21 protein-coding genes are annotated in these 19149 nt (G+C 67.0%); 18 read left to right on the top strand and 3 right to left on the bottom strand.

Annotated features, from left to right (window positions below):
• Position 1 precedes the first annotated feature (1 nt).
• Together H7J86_RS04600 and H7J86_RS04595 are read left to right on the top strand one after the other, a co-directional pair.
• A complete protein-coding gene (locus H7J86_RS04600) occupies positions 2-1162 on the top strand; it encodes an alpha-hydroxy-acid oxidizing protein (RefSeq protein ID WP_267289598.1) in 1161 nt (386 codons plus the stop codon).
• Between the two features lie 38 nt (positions 1163-1200).
• Positions 1201-2088, top strand: a complete 888-nt coding sequence (locus H7J86_RS04595) for a tyrosine recombinase XerC (RefSeq protein WP_090357276.1) — start codon at positions 1201-1203, stop codon at positions 2086-2088.
• On the opposite strand, the gene H7J86_RS04590 is transcribed toward H7J86_RS04595, so the two are convergent.
• Positions 2036-2566: a M23 family metallopeptidase gene (locus H7J86_RS04590; RefSeq protein ID WP_267289596.1), complete on the bottom strand. Its 531-nt coding sequence runs from the start codon at positions 2564-2566 to the stop codon at positions 2036-2038. The genes H7J86_RS04595 and H7J86_RS04590 overlap by 53 nt on opposite strands.
• 312 nt (positions 2567-2878) lie before the next feature.
• Here H7J86_RS04590 and rpsB point away from each other — a divergent pair, with 312 nt between their 5' ends.
• The 12 genes from rpsB to H7J86_RS04530 all read left to right on the top strand — a co-directional run bounded on the left by rpsB (position 2879) and on the right by H7J86_RS04530 (position 14692).
• Entirely contained in the window at positions 2879-3688 is an 810-nt protein-coding gene (gene rpsB, locus H7J86_RS04585) for a 30S ribosomal protein S2 (RefSeq protein WP_090356822.1), read from the top strand.
• A gap of 27 nt (positions 3689-3715) precedes the next feature.
• Complete coding sequence (tsf, locus tag H7J86_RS04580; protein ID WP_090356821.1) at positions 3716-4531, top strand: translation elongation factor Ts; 816 nt, start codon at positions 3716-3718, stop codon at positions 4529-4531.
• 108 nt (positions 4532-4639) lie between these two features.
• Positions 4640-6034: an amidase gene (locus H7J86_RS04575; RefSeq protein WP_267289594.1), complete on the top strand. Its 1395-nt coding sequence runs from the start codon at positions 4640-4642 to the stop codon at positions 6032-6034.
• Between the two features lie 121 nt (positions 6035-6155).
• Positions 6156-6656, top strand: a complete 501-nt coding sequence (locus tag H7J86_RS04570; protein WP_308204837.1) for a hypothetical protein — start codon at positions 6156-6158, stop codon at positions 6654-6656.
• A complete protein-coding gene (locus H7J86_RS04565) occupies positions 6657-7820 on the top strand; it encodes a glutathionylspermidine synthase family protein (RefSeq protein WP_267289592.1) in 1164 nt (387 codons plus the stop codon). It begins immediately after the preceding gene.
• Positions 7821-7836: 16 nt separating this feature from the next.
• The gene (locus H7J86_RS04560; RefSeq protein WP_090356813.1) at positions 7837-8295 is read left to right on the top strand and encodes a DUF350 domain-containing protein; all 459 of its coding nucleotides are present in this window, start codon (positions 7837-7839) and stop codon (positions 8293-8295) included.
• A 119-nt stretch (positions 8296-8414) separates the two neighbouring features.
• Positions 8415-9584 carry an ABC transporter permease gene (locus H7J86_RS04555; protein WP_267289590.1) on the top strand — a complete coding sequence of 390 codons (1170 nt, stop codon included), beginning with the start codon at positions 8415-8417 and terminating at the stop codon, positions 9582-9584.
• A gap of 2 nt (positions 9585-9586) precedes the next feature.
• Positions 9587-10147, top strand: a complete 561-nt coding sequence (locus H7J86_RS04550) for an ABC transporter permease (RefSeq protein WP_090356810.1) — start codon at positions 9587-9589, stop codon at positions 10145-10147.
• A 6-nt stretch (positions 10148-10153) separates the two neighbouring features.
• Positions 10154-10891 carry an ABC transporter ATP-binding protein gene (locus H7J86_RS04545; protein WP_090356808.1) on the top strand — a complete coding sequence of 246 codons (738 nt, stop codon included), beginning with the start codon at positions 10154-10156 and terminating at the stop codon, positions 10889-10891.
• Between the two features lie 24 nt (positions 10892-10915).
• Positions 10916-12436 carry an APC family permease gene (locus H7J86_RS04540; RefSeq protein ID WP_187098977.1) on the top strand — a complete coding sequence of 507 codons (1521 nt, stop codon included), beginning with the start codon at positions 10916-10918 and terminating at the stop codon, positions 12434-12436.
• Complete coding sequence (locus H7J86_RS04535) at positions 12433-14403, top strand: primary-amine oxidase (RefSeq protein WP_267289588.1); 1971 nt, start codon at positions 12433-12435, stop codon at positions 14401-14403. The genes H7J86_RS04540 and H7J86_RS04535 overlap by 4 nt, the downstream gene beginning before the upstream one ends.
• A gap of 19 nt (positions 14404-14422) precedes the next feature.
• A complete protein-coding gene (locus H7J86_RS04530; protein ID WP_276064968.1) occupies positions 14423-14692 on the top strand; it encodes an EF-Tu/IF-2/RF-3 family GTPase in 270 nt (89 codons plus the stop codon).
• Positions 14693-14729: 37 nt separating this feature from the next.
• Here the strand turns inward: H7J86_RS04530 and H7J86_RS04525 are convergent, their stop codons facing one another.
• A complete protein-coding gene (locus tag H7J86_RS04525; RefSeq protein WP_090356806.1) occupies positions 14730-15161 on the bottom strand; it encodes a MarR family winged helix-turn-helix transcriptional regulator in 432 nt (143 codons plus the stop codon).
• Between the two features lie 36 nt (positions 15162-15197).
• Here H7J86_RS04525 and H7J86_RS04520 point away from each other — a divergent pair, with 36 nt between their 5' ends.
• The 4 genes from H7J86_RS04520 to H7J86_RS04505 all read left to right on the top strand — a co-directional run bounded on the left by H7J86_RS04520 (position 15198) and on the right by H7J86_RS04505 (position 18153).
• Positions 15198-15878, top strand: coding sequence for a class I SAM-dependent methyltransferase (locus H7J86_RS04520; RefSeq protein WP_090356804.1), 681 nt, complete (start codon positions 15198-15200; stop codon positions 15876-15878).
• Between the two features lie 96 nt (positions 15879-15974).
• A complete protein-coding gene (pyrH, locus tag H7J86_RS04515; protein WP_090356802.1) occupies positions 15975-16700 on the top strand; it encodes a UMP kinase in 726 nt (241 codons plus the stop codon).
• A 25-nt stretch (positions 16701-16725) separates the two neighbouring features.
• Positions 16726-17283 carry a ribosome recycling factor gene (frr, locus tag H7J86_RS04510; protein ID WP_090356801.1) on the top strand — a complete coding sequence of 186 codons (558 nt, stop codon included), beginning with the start codon at positions 16726-16728 and terminating at the stop codon, positions 17281-17283.
• Entirely contained in the window at positions 17284-18153 is an 870-nt protein-coding gene (locus H7J86_RS04505) for a phosphatidate cytidylyltransferase (protein ID WP_267289586.1), read from the top strand.
• On the opposite strand, the gene H7J86_RS04500 is transcribed toward H7J86_RS04505, so the two are convergent.
• The gene (locus tag H7J86_RS04500) at positions 18064-18990 is read right to left on the bottom strand and encodes a DMT family transporter (RefSeq protein ID WP_267290579.1); all 927 of its coding nucleotides are present in this window, start codon (positions 18988-18990) and stop codon (positions 18064-18066) included. The genes H7J86_RS04505 and H7J86_RS04500 overlap by 90 nt on opposite strands.
• Between the last annotated feature and the right edge of the window lie 159 nt (positions 18991-19149).

Below are 19149 nucleotides of genomic sequence, written 5' to 3'. Positions count from 1 at the left end.
CATGGCATTCGGCGACTATCAGCTCGAGATCTACTTCCAGGGCCTCTCCGGGGTCGTGCCCACCCTCCCGATCGGCTACGCCGAACTGGAGGCCAGGGCCGAGAAGGCGATGTCCCCGTCGCTGTGGTCGTATGTGGCCGGGGGTGCCGGCGACGAACGCACCCAGCGGGTCAACGTCACCGCGTTCGAGAACTGGGGCCTGATCCCGCGGATGTGCGTCGGCGCCACCGAACGCGACCTGACGGTGGAGCTGTTCGGGCTGACCTTGCCGTCGCCGCTGTTCATGGCGCCCATCGGGGTGATCGGGCTATGCGCCCAGGACGGTCACGGCGATATCGCCTCGGCCCGCGCGGCCGCCAGGACCGGCGTCCCGATGGTGGTCTCCACGCTGACCGCGGACCCCCTGGAGTCCGTCGCCGCCGAATTCGGTGAGACCCCGGGTTTCTTCCAGCTCTACACCCCGAAAGACCGTGAGCTGGCGGCGAGTTTCGTGGCGCGCGCCGAGGCCGCCGGGTTCAAGGGCATCATCGTCACGCTCGACACCTGGGTGCCCGGCTGGCGGCCGCGCGACCTGAGCACCTCGAACTTCCCGCAGTTGCGGGGGCACTGCCTGACCAACTACACCAGCGACCCGGTGTTCCGGGCCGGGCTGGCGCAGCCGCCGGAGGAGAACCCACAGGGCGCGATCCTGAGCTGGATCCAGAACTTCGGCCAATGCGTCACCTGGGACGACCTGGCCTGGCTCCGGACCCTGACGACGTTGCCGCTGCTGGTCAAGGGCATCTGCCATCCCGATGACGTGCGCCGCGCCCGCGACGCCGGGGTCGACGGCATCTACTGCTCCAACCACGGCGGCCGCCAAGCCAACGGCGGCCTGCCCGCCATCGACTGCCTGCCCGACGTGGTGGCCGCCGCCGACGGGCTGCCGGTGTTGTTCGACTCCGGGGTGCGCAGCGGCGCCGACATCGTCAAGGCGCTCGCGCTGGGTGCCACCGCGGTCGGCGTCGGGCGGCCGTATGCCTACGGGCTGGCGCTCGGCGGCGTCGACGGCGTGGTGCACGTCTTGCGATCCCTGCTCGCCGAGGCCGACCTGATCATGGCGATCGACGGTTACCGGTCACTGGCGGATCTCACCCCGGACACGCTGCGGCGCGTCACCTAGACAGGGCGCGTGCGGCTGAGCACGGTGGGGGAGTGCAGATTGGGCCCCTTCTGGAGGAATTCGACGAATTCCTGGAGCTTCAGCGTGGCCGATCCGCGCACACCCGCCGCGCCTACCTCGGTGACCTGCGGGCACTGTTCGAATTCACCGGCGGCGGATTGGACAGCCTGAACCTGATCACGCTGCGCTCCTGGCTGGCCGCGCAGGCCGGTGCGGGAGCGGCGCGCACCACGCTGGCCCGGCGCACCTCGGCGGTCAAGACGTTCACCGCGTGGGCGTGCCACCGGGGTCTGCTGCGCACCGACCCGGCGGCCCGGCTGCAGACCCCCAAGGCTCACCGCACCCTGCCCGCGGTGCTGCGCCAGGATCAGGCGCTCGACGCGCTGGAGGCGCTCAACTCCGGTGCGCAGCAGGGAGATCCGCTCGCGCTGCGGGACCGGCTCATCGTCGAGATGCTCTATGCCACCGGTATCCGGGTCAGCGAGCTGTGCGGGCTGGACATCGACGATGTCGACACGTCGCGGCGGGTGCTGCGGGTGCTGGGCAAGGGCAACAAACAACGCTCTGTGCCGTTCGGGCAGCCGGCCGCGGTGGCTCTGCACGCCTGGCTCACCGATGGTCGGCCCGAGCTGGCCACCGAGAAGTCCGGGCCGGCCCTGCTCCTCGGAGCCCGCGGCGGCCGGGTGGACCAGCGTCAGGTCCGCACCGTCGTGCACGACACCATGACCGCGGTCGACGGTGCACCGGATATCGGGCCGCACGGACTGCGGCACAGCGCGGCCACCCATCTGCTCGAGGGCGGCGCCGATCTGCGCATCGTGCAGGAGCTCCTGGGCCATTCCTCACTGGCCACCACGCAGCTCTACACCCATGTCACGGTGGCGCGACTGCGGGCGGTCCACGACCAGGCGCACCCGCGAGCCTGACCGGTTTGAGCCGGATGGGTGTCTCGGCGATCAGCCCCAGCGGATCGACGTAATCGGCCCGCGCGGCCGGGCCCCACATCGCGCCCCAGTGCAGGCACGCCGCGGCGGGACAGCCCACATGCCCGGCGATCAGCACACCGATCGGGGTTCCGGCGGCCACCAGCTGGCCCGCCCGCACCGTCGCGCGCACCGGTTCGTAGCTGGTGCGCAAGCCACCGGGGTGGCTGATGGACACCAGTGGCCGGCCGGCCAGTTCGCCGGCGAACACCACCGTCCCGGGCCCGGCGGCATAGACCGGTCGTCCGGGTGCCCCCGCGAGGTCGACACCGCGGTGGCCGCGGTTCCAGTTGGGTGCTGGGGCGTCGAAGCCGCGTGTCACGGCTGGGCGGGGCTGTAGCGGCCAGCCCAGCCGGGTGGTGTCGGCGTGTGCCGGGGCGGCCGCGGCGAGCATTGCCGACAGCACGGCGAGAAACCTCATCATCCCAGTTCAGCGGTCCGCCGTCGGTATGGGAAGGCGGTCGCCGGAGAATGTGGATGAGGGCCCGACTGTGGATAACTGCGGTGGTAAAAGCACCGGTATCCACGGTGTAAACTGCTACCCGCAGCTCACTTTTGTGGGCTGACTTCGCGCGCCTGCTTTGCAATCGCCATTCCCTCCGGGAACCAGGGTTGCACCAGCTTGCCGGGCGGTCCCGCTTCGGGAAACCGAAACGGGTCCGGCAGCAGCGGACGCCAGGGTCCGGTATCACCCGATGCCGGGCGACAACCGATATATAAGTGAGGCACCATCGTGGCCGTAGTGACCATGAAGCAGCTGCTCGACAGCGGCACCCATTTCGGGCATCAGACCCGGCGCTGGAACCCCAAGATGAAGCGGTTCATCTTCACCGACCGCAACGGCATCTACATCATCGACCTGCAGCAGACGCTGACCTACATCGACAAGGCCTACGAGTTCGTCAAGGAGACCGTCGCCCACGGCGGCACCGTGATGTTCGTCGGCACCAAGAAGCAGGCCCAGGAGTCCATCGCCGCTGAGGCGACGCGGGTCGGTATGCCCTACGTGAACCAGCGCTGGCTGGGTGGCATGCTCACCAACTTCTCCACCGTGCACAAGCGTCTGCAGCGCCTCAAGGAGCTTGAGGCCATGGAGCAGACCGGTGGTTTCGAAGGCCGCACCAAGAAGGAAATCCTCATGCTCACGCGTGAGAAGAACAAGCTGGAGCGCAGCCTCGGCGGTATCCGGGACATGCAGAAGGTGCCGTCGGCCATCTGGGTCGTCGACACGAACAAGGAGCACCTGGCCGTCAACGAGGCCATCAAGCTCGGCATCCCGGTCATCGCCATCCTCGACACCAACTGCGACCCCGACCAGGTCAACTACCCGGTCCCGGGCAACGACGACGCGATCCGCTCGGCCGCGCTGCTGACCAAGGTCATCGCGTCCGCCGTGGCCGAGGGCCTGCAGGCCCGTGCCGGTGCCGGCAAGACCGAAGCAGCCGAGGCCGCCGAGCCGCTGGCCGAGTGGGAGCAGGAGCTGCTGGCCGGCGCGACCACCGGCACCGAAGCCGCTGCCGAGACCACCACTGACGCTTCCTGATTTCTCAGTTCAAGGAGAACCGCTTTCATGGCTAACTACACCGCTGCCGACGTCAAGCGCCTTCGGGAGCTGACCGGCGCCGGCATGCTCGACTGCAAGAACGCCCTGACCGAGAGCGACGGCGATTACGACAAGGCCGTCGAGGTACTGCGCATCAAGGGTGCCAAGGATGTCGGCAAGCGCGCCGAGCGCGCGACCGCCGAGGGTTTGGTGGCCGCCAAGGACGGCGCGCTCATCGAGCTGAACTCCGAGACCGACTTCGTCGCCAAGAACGCGGAGTTCCAGGCGCTCGCCGACCAGATCGTCACCGCCGCGGCAGCCTCCAAGGCCGCTGACGTCGACGCTCTCAAGGCGGCCAAGTCGGGCGACACCACCGTCGAGCAACTGATCGCGGACCTCAGTGCCAAGATCGGCGAGAAGCTCGAGCTGCGCCGGGTGGCGTACTTCGACGGTCAGGTCGAGACCTACCTGCACAAGCGGTCGGCCGACCTGCCGCCGGCCGTCGGCGTGCTGGTCGAGTACACCGGCGCCTCGGAGGAGGCCGCGCACGCGGTCGCCCTGCAGATCGCCGCGCTCAAGGCCAAGTACCTGACCCGTGAAGAGGTGCCCGCCGATGTCGTCGCCAACGAGCGTCGCATCGCCGAGGAGACCGCCAAGGAGGAGGGCAAGCCCGAGCAGGCGCTGCCCAAGATCGTGGAAGGTCGCGTCACCGGTTTCTACAAGGATGTCGTGCTGCTCGATCAGCCGTCGGTGTCGGACAACAAGAAGTCCGTCAAGGCGCTGCTCGACGAGGCCGGCGTGACCGTGACCCGGTTCGTCCGGTTCGAGGTCGGCCAGCAGTAACAGCTCGGCCCATTGCGGCCAGAAGAACCCCGCGTCGCCTCCGCGACGCGGGGTTCTTTGCGTCGGGAACCTCCCAGCGGCGTGGTACGTACTGGTACCGTCGGGCTCATGACACGTGTGCACGCCTTCGGCGATGACGCCCTGGGCGATCTGGATGCGGTCGGGCTGGCCGCCGCGCTGCGGGCCGGCGACGTCTCGCAGGCCGAACTGGTCGAGGCCGCGATCGCCCGGGCCGAAGCCGTCAATCCGGCGCTGAACGCGCTGGCCTACCCGGCATTCGACCGAGCCCGCACGGCCGCACCCCGCAACGGTTTCTTCGGCGGGGTACCGACGTTCGTCAAGGACAACTCCGATGTCGCCGGGATGCCGACGATGGACGGCACCGACGCCTGGACACCGCGGCCGGCGCCCGTCGACGGCGATTTCGCCCGCAGCTACCTGGGCGCCGGTCTGGTCGCCCTGGGCAAGACCCAGCTCTCCGAGTTCGGCTTCAGTGCCTCGGCCGAGCACCCCCGCCTCGGGCCCGTGCGCAACCCGTGGAACACCGCCCACACCGCCGGGGCGTCGTCGTCGGGATCGGGCGCCTTCGTGGCCGCCGGCGTGGTGCCGATCGCGCACGCCAACGACGGTGGCGGATCCATCCGCATCCCGGCCGCCTGCAACGGACTGGTCGGCCTCAAACCGTCCCGTGGGCGGTTGCCGCTGGACAAGGCGATGCGCCAGATGCCGCTGCGCATCGTGGCCAACGGGGTGCTCACCCGGTCCGTGCGTGACACCGCCGCGTACTACCGCGAGGCCGAACGCCTGCAGCGGAACCCGAAGCTGCCGCCCATCGGCGACGTCACCGGGCCCGGCGGCCGGCGGCTGCACATCGCGGTGTGCACCGAATCGATCGCGCGGGAATCCAGCCCGGAGATCCGCGAGGTGACGATGAAGACCTCGGCACTGCTGGAGAGTCTCGGGCACCGGGTCACCGAAATCGCCAACCCGGTGCCGGCGTCGTTCATGAACGACTTCCTGCTGTACTGGTCGCTGCTGGCGTTCGCCCTGGTGCGCGGTGGACCGCGCACGTTCGGCCCCAGCTTCGACAAGACAAAACTGGACAACCTGACCCTCGGGCTGGAACAGCTGGCCGGCCGCAACCTGGTGCGCATGCCGCTGGTGATCGGCCGGCTGGCCCGGACCCGCCGCACCATCGCGCGGCTGGCCGCCTCCTACGACGTCCTGCTCACGCCCACCCTCGCCGACGTGACGCCCCGGATCGGGCACCTCGATCCGACAGCCCCGTATGAGCAGATCATCGACCGGCTCATCGACTGGGTCGCCTTCACCCCGCTGCAGAACGTCACCGGGGACCCGGCGATCTCGCTGCCGCTCGGCCAATCCGCCGACGGCCTGCCCGTCGGGATGATGTTCGCGGCGCCGGTCGGGCAGGAACGTCTCCTGCTGGAACTTGCCTACGAACTCGAGGAGGCCCAGGCGTTCCCCCGCATCCAGGATTGACCGCTCTATGCTGTGAGGCGGCTGGATGGGGAAGGCCGCTGGGCGGGAGAAAAATTTGGGGGGATGGATGGAATCCGGGTCCGACGACGCGCCCGAGCGCCCACCGGAGCCGCGGGGCTCCATGCGCTATCAAGACCCCGGCTCGACAACACCGCGGCCGCCCACCGTCGCCGAGGCCCGTCAGCGCGATAAGGCGCGCCGGGCCCGGGAAGCCGCCGAACAGTTCGCCGCCCTGCAACGCGAGAACGCGGAGAAGCGCGCGGCCACCGGGAAGAAAGTCCTGATGGGCTCGGTCGCCGTCGTGGGCGTCGTGGGGGCCATCGCGCTGGGCTACCAGGTACTGCACGAAGACACGGTCTCGGCCACCTGTGTCGCCGACGGGAGCAACCAGGTGGTGCCGGACAGCTACTGCAGCAGCGGTTACGCGGGCACGGGCGGGCTGTTCATCTTCGCCGGCTCGCCGTACCGCTACTACTACGGCGGCAGCAACGGCGGAATCGGGACCACGGCGCGGGGCGGCACCCTCGAACTCCCCAAGGGCACCACCGGCAAGACGAGTTCGGGATCGTCGATCTCGCGCGGTGGCTTCGGCTCGTCCAGCCACGGAAGCTCGGGCAGCTGAATGCGCCGTGAGCACAGTTCCCCGCGACCGGGCTGGGAACGGATCGTGGCCGAGCAGGGCATGTGCTTCGGCACCCCGGCGCGTGATTCGGCCGGTGCGGATCGGCCGTACTGGGACGAGTCGGTGCACTACGTCTTCGATATGGACGAGGTGCTGTCGCTGGAAGCCTCCGTCGAGGTGCTGCATTCGATGTGCCTGGATGCCGTAGAACACGTGGTGCTGGCGGAGCGCTACCGAGACTTCGGCCTGCCCGAGTGGACTTGGGAGCACATCGAGAAGTCCTGGCGTCGCAGCGATCCGCACCTGTACGGGCGATTCGATCTGCGCTACGACGGGCGCAGGCCGCCGGTGCTGCTGGAGTACAACGCCGACACCCCGACCTCGCTGCTGGAAGCCGCGATCCTGCAATGGCACTGGAAGACCGACGTCTTTCCCGCCGACGACCAGTGGAACTCGCTGCACGAACGCCTCGTCGCGCGGTGGGGCGAGATCCGGGATCGGTTGCCCGGCAAGGAAACCCACTTCACCTGGTCCTCAGCCGACGCGAGCGGTGAGGACAACGTCACGCTCGGCTACATCCAGGAGTGCGCGGCCGAAGCCGGCCTGCACACCGTCGGCCTCTCGATCGAGGACATCGGGTTCGACCGGGACCTGGGCTGCTTCGTCGATCTCGAGGAAGCCCCCATCGCGTCGCTGTTCAAGCTCTACCCGTGGGAGTGGATCCTCGACGACGATTTCGGGCGCCACGCCCTGGATCTGCTGCCGTCGACCATGTGGGTGGAACCGCTGTGGAAGACGCTGCTGAGCAACAAGGCCATCCTCGCGGTGCTCTGGGAGATGTACCCGGGCCACCCCAACCTGCTGCCCGCCTATCTGGACAGCCCGCACGAGCTCACCGAATACGTCCGCAAACCCAAGCTGGGCCGTGAAGGGGCGAATATCAGCGTGGTCGGGGCCGGGCAGGATATGGAGACCGGCGGGGTCTACGGCGAAGAAGGCTACGTCTACCAACTGCTGGACCCACTACCGAAATTCGACGATATGCGGCCCGCGCTGGGTGCGTGGATCGTCGGCGACGAATCCGCCGGGCTCGGCATCCGGGAGACCTCCGGCCTCATCACCGATGACGGCGCCGCATTCGTCCCCCATCGTATTCCGCTGTGACCGGAAGGATCCGTCAATGAACCGCGCCACCCTCTCGGCCCTGGGACCGGACTACTGGTCGATCGTCGGCCACGGTGTGTCGGCCATCGTGCTGTACACGATCGTCGGTATCGCGCTGATGGTCCTGGGCTTCTTCGTCATCGACTGGACCACGCCCGGTCCGCTGCGCACCTTGGTACAAGCCGGACGACCCAACGCCGCCGCCATCACCGCCTCCGGTGTCCTGTCGATGGCACTGATCATCGTGCTGGCGATCTACAGTTCCACCGGTGATCTCGTCGGCGGGTTGATCAAGACCCTGGTGTTCGGTCTGCTGGGCATTGCCGCCCAGGCGTTCTCGGTCCGCCTGGTCGGCGTGATCAAGGGTGTCGACATCGGCCGCGTGCTTGCCGAGGAGCGCTTCACCCCCGAAGTGCTGGTCGTGGCGGCGTCGTATCTGGCCTTCGGGCTGATCATCGCGGCCGCGATTCTCTGATCCGACGACGAAATCCGTTGTCGTCGAGACACCTTGTTGTAATCGCAAGCAGTCTCCGTTAACGCGGCAGATACCGCAGATAGCTTTCGACGAAACACAGCGCGCCCACCATCCCTTCCGTGGAGTCCGCTGCACCACTCACGATCACGCGACCACCGGAGATCGCCACCGCGTCCGGTAACACTTTTTTGTGCCTGGTGCGTTTCGCCCTGGCGAACATCAGGCGCCGGCCCGACCGATTCGTCCTGTCCGTCCTCGGTATCGCGCTGGCGATCGCATGCGTCACCGTGGTACGCACCATCGCCGCGAGTTTCGCTATCACAGGAGCGGAGTCGGTCACCGATGTGATCGGCGGCGCGCAGCTGTGGGTGGTGCCGGCCGCCGGGGTGCACTATGACACCGCGGCCCTGGCATTGGTGGCCGACGGCCCCGCCTCCGCCATCACCGTCGTGCCCGCCGACTGGTCGGCCGTCCGCACGCTGTCCGGTACCACCTCGGTCAACGGTATGACGGTGTCCGTACGCGGTAACGACTCGGTGGCCGCCGGCCACGCTGCGGTGGGGGAGCAGCTGGCGACCCGACTGGGTGTCGGCCCCGGAGACCGCGTGGTGATCGGTGGACAGAGCCTCGTGGTGGATCCCTCCGGCCCGGGCGAATCTGCCACCGTGTCAACCGATCTGGCGCACAGCGTGGTGGGTGACAACGGGTGGTGGACCATCACCGCACCCGAAGGTGAGCAGAAGCGCCGTGACCTGGCCCAGATCTTCGGCGCCGCGACCGGGCTGCCCACCACCACGGATCCGGCGGTGCAGCCCGACCGCAACGGATCGGGACTGATCTATGACACGGTGGGCGGGGTGGGACCGCTGACCTTCGAGCAGAACTTCTCGGCGCTGTTCTCCGGCAAGGTGACCGGGTCCACGCTGGGGCTCATCTCCACCATCGGCCTCATTCTCGGCTTCGTGATCGCCGTGTCCTCCTTCCTGGCCGCCGTCGCCGAACGCAAACGGGAGTTCGGCATCATGTCGAGTATCGGACTCGCCGACGAAGTGCTGTATTTCTTCCTCGTCGAGTCGGCCATCGTCTTCGTGGTCGCCTATCTGGTCGGTGTACTGGGTGCGGGAGCGGCTGTCGCTCTGGTGATTCCGGGTATCGCGACCGTGACCGCGTGGGCACAGGCCGCCGGTATGGTCGCCGCGTTCATCCCCGCCATGGCGATCGTCGGAGCGTTGATCCCGGTGCACCGGCTGTTGCAACAACGGCCCGTCGACCTTTTGGGAGGCAGGTAGCCATGCGCTACGGACTGTCGTACGGCTGGCTGGCGGCGCGGCGCCGGCTCGGTGAGATGATCCTGCCCGCCATCACCACCGCCACGGGTGCCTTTCTGGTCGTCATCGTCTTCGGGATGTCGGAGGGGATCCGGGCCCAGTCGGCATCGCTGGGCCACGCCGACGAGATCAGCGCCGCTGTGGTGCTCATCGCCGTCACCGTGTTGTTGGTCGGTGTGGTCGAGGTGGCGGTCGCCACCACCAGGACGGTAGCCCAGCGGACCAGAGAGCTGGGCGTGTTGGGGGCCAACGGAATTCCCCGCGCACCCGTCGTGGTCGCGCTGCTCGTCGAACCCGTCATCGCCGCCCTGCTGGGGGCCGTCGGCGGGGCGGTGCTGGCGGTGATCGCCGGACTGGTGCTGGGGGCCGTCGGCTTCGTCCCGACCGGGGTGGCGATCGGCGGCCTCGCGCTGGGGACCGCCATCGCCGTCGCCGTCAGTGTGGTCGCCGCGCTGGCCACCAGTGTCGTCCCCACCTGGAATGCGGCGTCTCGCCCACCCATCCGATCGTTGAGCACGGGATAGGAAGACATGACTGCCATCAACGAATCCGCCACCGATTCGGTCACGGTGGCCGACGGCGCATCAGCCGGCGCCGCGCCGGTCATCGAGATCTCCGATGTGTGGAAGCTGCACAAACTGGGGGACGAGGTCGTCAAGGCACTCATCGCCGTCGAGCTGAAGGTCATGCCGGGCGAATTCGTCTGCCTGATGGGCCCCAGTGGAAGTGGCAAGTCGACGCTGCTCAACATCATCGGCGGCCTGGATCGCCCGACGAAGGGCGCCGTCCACGTCGCGGGTCAAGACACCTCGACGATCTCGGAGAGCCAGTTCGCCGCGCTGCGGCACGACACGATCGGGTTCATCTTTCAGAGCTACAACCTGATCCCCTTCTTGTCTGCCGTCGAGAACGTCGAACTACCACTGATGTTCGAGCCGTATGACCGCAAGGCGCTGCGCAAGCGCGCCACCGAACTGCTCGAACTGGTCGGATTGGGGCACCGGATCAATCACCAGCCGACCAAGATGTCCGGCGGCGAGCAGCAGCGCACCGCCATTGCGCGTTCGCTGATCAGCAATCCGACATTGGTACTGGCCGACGAGCCGACTGCCAATCTGGACCACCGCACGGGGGAGACGGTGGTGCGCATGCTGCGCGACCTGTGTTCGACGCTCGGCGTCACGGTCGTCGCGAGCACACACGACCCCACGGTGGCCGACGAAGCGAGCCGTGTTGTCCGGATGCGAGACGGACAGATCGTCAACTGATCCAACGGTATTGGGAGACTAGTCATGACACAAGAACTCGAACACTCGGCCACCGCCGAACGCGACAAGCTGATGACCACCGAACTGGTACCGGAACAGATCCTGCCCAAGGTGATGAGCACATTCGGCCTCACCGCCGCCTATGTGTTCATCATCTGCTGGATCACCGGTTCCTCGGTGATGGCCACCGGTGGGTGGACCGCCATCCCGATGTGGATCCTCGGCATCCTGACCTTCCTGGTTCCCGCCGGCATGGCCGTCGTCGAACTCGGCAACCTGTGGCCCGGCCAGGGTGGTGTGTACATCTGGGCCACCCGGACGATGGGTGAGACGTGGGGCTTCATCGGCGGTTACCTGTCCTGGGTGCCGGTGATCCTGAACGCGGCGTCCTCCCCGGCGGTGGTGCTCTCGTTCCTGTTGCTGGCGTTTCACACCGAACTCGGGGTGATGACGAGCGTCATCCTGCAGCTGGTCATCATGTGGGTGGTGGTAGGGCTGGCGCTCGCCAAACTCGCCGCCAACCAGCGCATCATGAACGTCGTCTTCGTCGTGTTCGGCATTCTCGCACTGACCATCTTCATCTGCGGCGTGCTGTTCGCGGTGAAACACGGCTCGGCGACCCCCTTCAACTGGCATGACGCCGTGATCCCGAACTTCGCGGTATCGGGCTTCCTGTACGGCACGGTTCTGCTGTACCTGCTCGGCGTGGAGACGCCGTACAACATGGGAGCCGAGTTCCTGTCGGTCCGCAAGAGCGGCCCGCGGATGATCCTCTGGGGTTCCGCCGCGTTGGTGGCCATCTACCTGCTGACGACCCTGGGCACCATGATGGCACTGCCCACCGATCAGATCGACGCGGTCACGGGTGTGATCGGCATGCTGGGCGTCTCGGGATTCCCCGGCCTGATGGAGATCTGCGCGGTGGTGCTGGCCTTGATCATCGTCGTGGCGCTGATGACCTACCAGGTTGCCTACTCCCGGCTGATCTTCGTGTCCGGCCTGGAACGCCACCTGCCGCGGATCTTCACCCACCTCAACCCGCGCACCCGTAACCCGGTGAGCGCCATCCTGATTCAGGGTGTGCTCTCCTCGCTGTTGATCATCGGGCTCTACTCGCAGAGCAGCCTGGTGAACACGACGATCTTCCTGCAGGGTGGCCTGTCGACGGTGTGGCTGCTCTCCGGATTCTTCTTCCTGATCCCAGTCGTCATCGCCCGCAAGAAGTATGCCGACCGGTATGCAAGCGAGACGTTCTGGCGCATCCCCGGTGGCATGGTCGGCGTCTGGATCACCGTGGTCGTGGGCACCCTCGGCACCATCGCCGGCGTCTACTACTCGTTCGCGAAGTCCTGGCTGACCAGTTCCGGCGTCGGGGACGGTGAGTGGATGACGTGGGTCGGCAGCATCAGCGTCGGGATGTTCGCGCTCGGCCTGGTCGTCTACGTCTTCGGCCGACGGTCGGCGCACAAGGTGTCCCAAGACGATGCCCTGGCCCATCTCGCGGTGTTCGATCTCACCAAGGAAGCAGAGGAAACCGCCAAGTGACCATGGAAGACACCCGCGCGACGGGCACTGCCAGTGATGCCACGTTCTACCCGCTCGACCCGCTGTCGGGCGCCGAGATCGAGGCAGCCGCGGCGGTCATCACGGGGTCGGAATATGCCACTCCCACACTGAAATTCGTCATGATTCAGCTCGCCGAGCCGGACAAGACTGCCGGGCTGAACTTCGAGGGACTCGAAGTCCAGCGGTGTGCGTTCGTGAGCATGTACGACGCGGCCGCCAAGATGATCTATGAAGCGGTCGTCGACCTCGGCGCCCGAGTCATCGAATCGTGGAAGGGGGTGCCCGGCCGGTTCCCCTCTTACCTCGTCGAACACATGACGGGTGTGGAGGAGAAGGTCCGTGAGGACCCGCGGTGGCAGGAGGCGATGCGCAAGCGTGGCGTCACCGACTTCAGTCTCGCGATGATCGACCCCTGGCCTGCGGGCTATTACGGCGCGGGCGACCATTACGAGAACTCGCCGCTGATCTGCCGTCCGTTGACGTTCATGCGTGCCGCACCGTCCGAACACGGGTACGCGCGACCCGTCGAGGGGCTGATCGTCACCTTCGACCTGGACACGATGACGGTCATCGATATCGAGGACCACGGGGTGGTTCCCCTGCCGCCGACCGCGGGCAACTATTCCGAACAGTTCATGTTCTCACCTGACAACCGGCCGGCGTTCACGCAGTTCCGCGATGACGTCAAGCCGATCGAGATCACCCAGCCGGACGGCCCGAGCTTCACCGTGGACGGATGGAAGGTGCAGTGGCAGAAGTGGTCTCTGCGTATCGGCTTCAATCCCCGCGAGGGTGTGACGATCCATGAGGTGACCTACACGGATCGCGGCGAGACACGCCCGATCCTCTACCGCGGGTCGCTCTCGGAGATGGTGGTGCCCTACGGCGACACCTCGCCGACGCACTGGAACAAGAACGTGTTCGACATGGGCGAGGTCGGGATGGGCTTCTCGGCCAATCCGTTGACGCTGGGCTGCGACTGTCTGGGCGAGATCCACTACTTCGACGGTACGGTCAACGATTCCAACGGGAACGCGGTGGTCATCCCGAACGCGATCTGCATGCACGAGGAGGACTTCGGTATCTCCTGGAAGCACACCGACTTCCGCACGGGCGAAGTGGAGGTGCGCCGCTCGCGGCGGCTGGTCGTGTCGATGATCTGCACGGTGGGCAACTACGAGTACGGATTCTTCTGGTACTTCTACAACGACGCCTCGATCGAGGTGGAGGTCAAGCTCTCCGGTGTGCTGACCACCGGTGCGGTGCCCGAGGGGGAGACGCCCCGCTGGGGCAAGATGGTGGCCCCCGGCATCTACGGTCCGAATCACCAGCACTTCTTCAACTTCCGGCTCGACATGAGCATCGACGGCGCCGGGAACAGTGTGTACGAGGTCGATTCGGTGCCCGAGCCGGATCCGGCACTCAACCCGCACCACAACGCGTGGATCACCCAGGACACGTTGGTGGCGTCGGAGGCCGAGGGCGCCCGCGACTGGAACTGGGAGACCGGCCGGTACTGGAAGGTGACCAATCCGTCGAAGGTCAACGAACTCGGTGCACCGGTGGCCTACAAGCTGGTGCCCAAGGAGATCGTGCCGGTGATGGTGCAGGAGGGCTCCTACATCTACGACCGGGCCCGATTCGTGCAGCACAACCTGTGGGTGACCAAGTACGACCCGTCGGAGATGTTCGCCGCCGGTGATTACATGTACCAGTCGGCCGACGTCCAGGGCCTGCCCGAGTTCGTTGCCGACGATGCGCCGCTGGAAGACACCGATGTGGTGCTCTGGTACACCCTCGGTGCCCATCACGTGGTGCGCCCCGAGGACTGGCCCGTGATGCCGTGTGCCTACACGGGTTTCCATCTCAAGCCGATCGGCTTCTTCGACGGTAACCCGGCGCTGGATCTGCCGCCGTCCCCGCCGAAAGCCTGCCACCAGCACTAGCATTGCCCGCGTGTTCAGCATGACGATCGAGGATGTATTCGTGATCACGCGCCGCGGCGTCGTGGTGACCGGTCGCGTGGATGCCGGAGAGGTCCGTGTCGGTGACACCCTGTGGGTGGCCGACCGGACCTTCCGGGTGGACGGGATCGAAGCCTTCCGCAAGTCACTGGACACGGCATCGGCGGGCGACAATATCGGCCTGCTCTTCAGGACCGCGGACAAGGCGGACTTCGCGCGCGGGTCGGTACTGCGGGATAGGCCGGAAGGCGCAGCGACTTTCACGATCTGAAGGGTCAGATCGCCGGCTTGTGGCCGGTTGCGGACGCCTACTCGCCGACGGCCGCCAGGATCCGTTTCAGCTGGGAACGCTCGTCTTCGGCGAGGTTGCCCAACACCTGCAGTTCCGCGGCGCGCACACCGGAGTCGGTTCGGCTGAGTATCGCCACGCCCTCCCGGCTCAGCTCGGCGGGCAGCGCGCGTCCCGAGGCCACGCTGGCCGGACGGGAGACCAGCCCCCGGTCTTCAAGCCCGCGCACCACCATGTTCATCGCCTGCGGGGAGACGTTGAGTTGGCGCGCGAGCTCGGCGTTGGAGCTTCCCGGAGCCTTGGACAGGATCCGCATGCAGAGGTACTGGGCGAAGGTCAGATCCAGGGGCTCCAGGACGGAGGTCGTCACCTCAGACCGCAACGCCATGGCAGCTCGGTGCAGCAGGTAGCCCAGCGGCAGATCGTCGAGTGCGTCACCCATGTCAAGCATATTGACACATATCAACTACGTTGATATACCGGAGACATGACCACACCACAACAGATGTTCGAATCGGCCTACCGGGGCGAGGCGCCGGATTTCGAGGGTGCCCGGCCGCCGTGGAGTATCGGGGAACCGCAGCCCGAGATCGCCGCTCTCATCGCCGCCGGACGCGTGCACGGTGACGTGCTGGACGCCGGATGCGGTGAGGCGGCCACCGCCCTGGATCTCGCCGCGCGGGGCTTCACGACCGTCGGACTGGACTCATCGCCCACCGCGATCGAGCTGGCCCGCGCCGAAGCGGCCCGGCGAGGACTGACCAACGCCACCTTCGACGTCGCCGATATCAGCGCCTTCACCGGATACGACGGGCGGTTCGGCACCATCATCGACTCGACGCTGTTCCATTCGATGCCGGTGGAGCTGCGTGAGGGCTACCAGCAGTCCATAGTCCGCGCGGCCGCGCCCGGAGCGTCGTATTTCGTGCTGGTCTTCGATGCCACCGGTATGCCCACCGACGGCCCGGTCAACCCGGTCACCTCCGAGGAACTGCGCGAAGTCGTCGGCAAGTACTGGGAGATCGACGAGATCCGGGCGGCCCGAATCCACGCCCAGGTGCCGCCGGAGCTCGGTGACTTCGGTGCCTTCGCCGGAGCGGACGTCCGCGATGAGCCGAATGGACGCAAATCGGTGGGCGCCTGGCTTCTCACCGCACACCGCGCCTGACCAAACTTCCACCGGTACCCCGGCCACCCCGACGTGGCCGGGGCACCGTCATGAGGCAGGATGGTGGCGATTCTGTGTCGGAAGCGAAGGAGCCTGATGACGGAGGGACAGATCCGGCCGGCGTACTCCCGAGTGCTCCTCAAACTCGGTGGCGAGATGTTCGGCGGTGGACAGGTGGGCCTGGACCCCGACGTCGTCGCGCTGGTGGCGCAGCAGATCGCCGAGGTGGTACGCAGCGGTGTGCAGGTGGCCGTCGTCATCGGCGGTGGCAACTTCTTCCGCGGTGCCCAGTTGCAGCAGCGCGGTATGGAACGCACCCGTAGCGATTACATGGGCATGCTCGGCACGGTGATGAACAGCCTTGCGCTGCAGGATTTCCTGCAGAAGGAAGGTATCGACACCCGCGTGCAGACCGCCATCACGATGGGGCAGGTCGCCGAGCCCTACATCCCGCTGCGCGCCCGGCGGCACCTGGAGAAGGGCCGGGTCGTCATCTTCGGCGCCGGTATGGGGCTGCCGTACTTCTCCACCGACACCACCGCCGCGCAGCGCGCGCTGGAGATCGGCGCCGACGTGGTGTTGATGGCCAAGGCCGTCGACGGTGTGTTCACCGCCGACCCGCGTGAGGTGCCCGACGCCGAATTGCTGACCGTGATCACCCACCGCGAGGTGATCGATCGCGGACTGAAGGTTGCCGATGCCACCGCCTTCAGCCTCTGTATGGACAACGGCATGCCGATGCTCGTGTTCAATCTCCTCATCCACGGCAATATCGCGCGAGCGGTCGCAGGTGAGAAGATCGGAACACTGGTCACCAGCTGACAGCCGCGCATGTGAAGGAGACCCTGTGATCGACGAAACCCTCTTCGACGCCGAAGAGAAGATGGAGAAGGCGGTGACGGTGGCGCGCGACGACCTCGCGTCGATCCGTACCGGCCGTGCCAACCCCGGCATGTTCTCCCGGCTGAACATCGACTACTACGGTTCGCCGACGCCGATCACGCAGCTTTCCAGCATCAACGTGCCCGAGGCCCGCCTGGTCGTCATCAAGCCCTATGAGGCCAATCAGTTGCGCGCCATCGAGGACGCCATCCGCAACTCCGATCTGGGTGTCAATCCGTCCAACGACGGCAACGTCATCCGGATCTCCGTCCCGCAGCTCACCGAGGAGCGCCGACGCGAACTGGTGAAGCAGGCCAAGTCCAAGGGTGAGGACGCCAAGGTGTCCATCCGCAACATCCGTCGTAAGGCGATGGACGAGCTGGCCCGGATCAAGAAGGACGGCGAGGCCGGCGAGGACGAGGTGGGCCGCGCGGAGAAGGACCTCGACAAGAGCACCGGGCAGTACGTCGCCCAGATCGACGAACTGGTCAAGCACAAGGAAGGCGAGTTGCTGGAGGTCTAGATGACCTTTCAGCACCCCAGTCCCGTGGCACAGACCGAGCCACCCAAGAAGACGTCGCGCGCCGGCCGCGATCTGCCTGCCGCCATCGCGGTCGGGGTGGTCCTCGGCGCCCTGGCCATCGGCACCCTGCTGTTCGCGCCGATCTGGTGGCTGCCGCTGCTCGCTGTCGCGATCGGGATCGCCACCCACGAGGTGATCCGGCGCCTGCGCGAACACGGCTACGCGCTGCCCACCCTGGCGCTGCTCGCCGGCGGCCAGGCCATGATCTGGCTGACCTGGCCGTTCGGCGTGGCGGGTCTCCTGGGCGCCTACGGCGCGACCATCGTCGTCTGCATGGTCTGGCGGCTCGTCGGCCAAGGTCTGGACCAGCAACCGGTCAACTACCTGCGCGATATCGCCGCCACCGTGCTGCTGGCCACCTGGGTCCCGATGTTCGCCGCGTTCACCGCACTGCTGATCTTCGCCGACCACGGTGGGGTGCGGGTGTTCACCGTGATCGTGACGGTCGTCTTCGCCGATATCGGCGGCTACGTCGCGGGGGTGCTGTTCGGCAAGCACCTACTGGCGCCGGCGATCAGCCCCAAGAAATCCTGGGAGGGCCTCGGCGGATCGCTGCTGTTCGGTATCACCGCCGCGGTGCTGTCGGTCACGTTCCTGTTGGACAAGCCCGCCTGGGTCGGCGTGCCACTCGGTGTGCTGCTGGTCGTCACCGGCGTGCTCGGTGACCTGGTCGAGTCTCAGGTCAAGCGCGATCTCGGGATCAAGGACATGGGCACGCTGCTACCCGGTCACGGCGGGATCATGGACCGCATCGACGCGATGCTGCCGTCCGCGGTCGTCGGCTGGATCGTCCTGACGCTGCTGGCTTGACGCGTTCAGCCAGCACGCCACCGCGCCGAGCACCAAACCGACGGCGATCCCGACGGTGACCCGCTCGCCGAGCATCAGCCAGGACAGCACCCCGGCGACCGCGGGAATCACACAGAACAGCATCGCCACCGACGACGCACCGTGATGGCTGATGGCTCGCACGTACAGCGAGACGCCGAGGGTGGCGTTGAGCAGCACGACGCCGGCGACCGCGAACACCGCGTGGGTCATGTTGTGCACTTCGATCGGCGTGCTCAGCGTCAGCGCCAGGGCCGGCACGAACGCCACGGCGTTCTGCACCGAGGTGGAGGCGCGGAAGTCGATATGGGCGCAGAACCGCTGCTGATAGACCCCACCTGCGGCCAGGCCGAGCAGGGCCACCAGCAGGAGCCCGACCACGGGGTCCACCCCGCCGGTCGCGATGAGGCGGGTCGCGCACGCCGCGAGTACGGCGGCGACGCCGAGCACCAGGGCGATGACGCGCCGTGAGGTCAACCGGTCCCGCAGGAACGCTGCGGCCAGCAGTGCGGTGGCCACGGGGTTCATCGCGATCACCACCGCGCACAGCACAGCCGGGGCGCCGTGCTGGATGGCGATGTAGAGCGCGCAGAACTGCACGGCCTGCATCAGCAGCCCGGCCACCGCGACATGGGCCAGGGTGCGCCCGGTCGGGAACCGCACCCCGGACAACGCCGCCCACACCCCAAGGATCGTGCCCGCCAGCCCGAACCGGAACGCCAGCACCGCCATCGGGGACAGTGCGTGCACGGCCAGGTTGCCGATCGGGTAGCCCAGCGCATAGAAGAACGTCACGGTCGTCGCGGTACGCAACGGCATCGGGGTCATGGGTTCATGGTGGGTTGCCCGGTGGCGCAAGGTCCAACGAATATCGGCTATCACGATTGATCGTGAATGCTGATCGATTTCTGGGAATAGCTGCACGATCAACCGCCGAAGGCTCGATTTTTGATCGTATGCACTGATCGGAGTACCTTG

Source organism: Mycobacterium hackensackense, assembly GCF_025822555.1.
Taxonomy (GTDB): domain Bacteria; phylum Actinomycetota; class Actinomycetes; order Mycobacteriales; family Mycobacteriaceae; genus Mycobacterium; species Mycobacterium fluoranthenivorans.
This window is presented reverse-complemented; position numbering and strand designations above follow the sequence as displayed.

Excerpts from the sequence above, each read along its gene's own strand:
- H7J86_RS04600 (WP_267289598.1), top strand. The coding sequence starts at position 2 with ATGGCATTCGGCGACTATCAGCTCGAGATCTACTTCCAGGGCCTCTCC.
- H7J86_RS04590 (WP_267289596.1), bottom strand. The coding sequence starts at position 2,566 with ATGAGGTTTCTCGCCGTGCTGTCGGCAATGCTCGCCGCGGCCGCCCCG.
- tsf (WP_090356821.1), top strand. The coding sequence starts at position 3,716 with ATGGCTAACTACACCGCTGCCGACGTCAAGCGCCTTCGGGAGCTGACC.
- H7J86_RS04575 (WP_267289594.1), top strand. The coding sequence starts at position 4,640 with ATGACACGTGTGCACGCCTTCGGCGATGACGCCCTGGGCGATCTGGAT.
- H7J86_RS04570 (WP_308204837.1), top strand. The coding sequence starts at position 6,156 with ATGCGCTATCAAGACCCCGGCTCGACAACACCGCGGCCGCCCACCGTC.
- H7J86_RS04565 (WP_267289592.1), top strand. The coding sequence starts at position 6,657 with ATGCGCCGTGAGCACAGTTCCCCGCGACCGGGCTGGGAACGGATCGTG.
- H7J86_RS04560 (WP_090356813.1), top strand. The coding sequence starts at position 7,837 with ATGAACCGCGCCACCCTCTCGGCCCTGGGACCGGACTACTGGTCGATC.
- H7J86_RS04550 (WP_090356810.1), top strand. The coding sequence starts at position 9,587 with ATGCGCTACGGACTGTCGTACGGCTGGCTGGCGGCGCGGCGCCGGCTC.
- H7J86_RS04545 (WP_090356808.1), top strand. The coding sequence starts at position 10,154 with ATGACTGCCATCAACGAATCCGCCACCGATTCGGTCACGGTGGCCGAC.
- H7J86_RS04540 (WP_187098977.1), top strand. The coding sequence starts at position 10,916 with ATGACACAAGAACTCGAACACTCGGCCACCGCCGAACGCGACAAGCTG.
- H7J86_RS04530 (WP_276064968.1), top strand. The coding sequence starts at position 14,423 with ATGACGATCGAGGATGTATTCGTGATCACGCGCCGCGGCGTCGTGGTG.
- H7J86_RS04525 (WP_090356806.1), bottom strand. The coding sequence starts at position 15,161 with ATGCTTGACATGGGTGACGCACTCGACGATCTGCCGCTGGGCTACCTG.
- H7J86_RS04520 (WP_090356804.1), top strand. The coding sequence starts at position 15,198 with ATGACCACACCACAACAGATGTTCGAATCGGCCTACCGGGGCGAGGCG.
- pyrH (WP_090356802.1), top strand. The coding sequence starts at position 15,975 with ATGACGGAGGGACAGATCCGGCCGGCGTACTCCCGAGTGCTCCTCAAA.
- H7J86_RS04505 (WP_267289586.1), top strand. The coding sequence starts at position 17,284 with ATGACCTTTCAGCACCCCAGTCCCGTGGCACAGACCGAGCCACCCAAG.
- H7J86_RS04500 (WP_267290579.1), bottom strand. The coding sequence starts at position 18,990 with ATGCCGTTGCGTACCGCGACGACCGTGACGTTCTTCTATGCGCTGGGC.